Origin of the sequence: Microbacterium sp. SZ1, assembly GCF_002362255.1 — a bacterium.
In the GTDB taxonomy this organism is placed as follows: Bacteria; Actinomycetota; Actinomycetes; order Actinomycetales; family Microbacteriaceae; genus Microbacterium.
The window spans coordinates 1-825 of record NZ_LPVV01000021.1; the positions used below are offsets into that span (position 1 = coordinate 1).

Genomic DNA, 825 nt, shown 5'->3' on the forward strand with positions numbered 1-825 from the left:
CGATCTGTCCGAGGATCCAGAACCCGACCGCGAGCGCCATCAGCACCCACGCCAGCGGACGGATCGCACCGGCGATGAGGCGGAGGCGACCCACGATGCGCGCGCCGATGACCGCCGCGACGTCGCGCCAGCCGGCGTCGCGGTCGATCGGCGCGGTCGCAGCCGGGAGTGCCTCCGTCGTCATCAGGCCGCCGCTCGGGCCTGCGGTGCCGCGACGGCATCCAGGACGCGCGAGATCACCGTGTCGCTGGAGGTCCCGGCGAACTCCGCCTCGGCATCCAGCAGCAGGCGGTGCTGCCACACGGGACGGGCGAGTGCCTTGATGTCGTCCGGGAGCACGAAGTGCCGGCCCTGCGATGCGGCCCACACCTTCGCGATGCGGATCATGGCGATCGCGCCTCGCACCGAGACGCCGAGACGGATCGCCGAGTCCTCGCGAGTGGCCTCCGCGATCTCGGCGACGTAGCGCAGCACGGCGGGCTCGACGTGCACCGAGGCGCCGAGGTCGGCCATGTCGGCGACGGCGCTCGTCGTGATGATCGCCGAGAGCCCGGCCGACGGGTTGCGGTCGGAGGCACCGGCGAGGATGCTCTCGGTCACCGCGATGTCGGGGTAACCGATCGACGTCTTGATGAGGAACCGGTCGAGCTGCGCCTCGGGCAGCTTGTAGGTACCGGCCTGCTCGATGGGGTTCTGGGTCGCGATCACGAGGAACGGGCGCCCGGTCTCGTGCGTGACGCCGTCGACCGTGACCCGCGACTCCTCCATCACCTCGAGGAGGGCGGACTGCGTCTTCGGCGAGGCGCGGTTGATCTCGTCGGCGAG

1 protein-coding gene and 1 pseudogene are annotated in these 825 nt (G+C 71.3%); both read right to left on the reverse strand.

The window, feature by feature from the left end:
* Positions 1 to 184: pseudogene (locus AUC47_RS09760) on the reverse strand (DUF58 domain-containing protein); the annotation flags it as partial.
* Positions 184 to 825 (reverse strand): AAA family ATPase (locus AUC47_RS09765; RefSeq protein ID WP_143740720.1); only part of this gene is annotated, 642 nt, incomplete at its 5' end. The gene AUC47_RS09765 and the pseudogene AUC47_RS09760, both read right to left, overlap by 1 nt.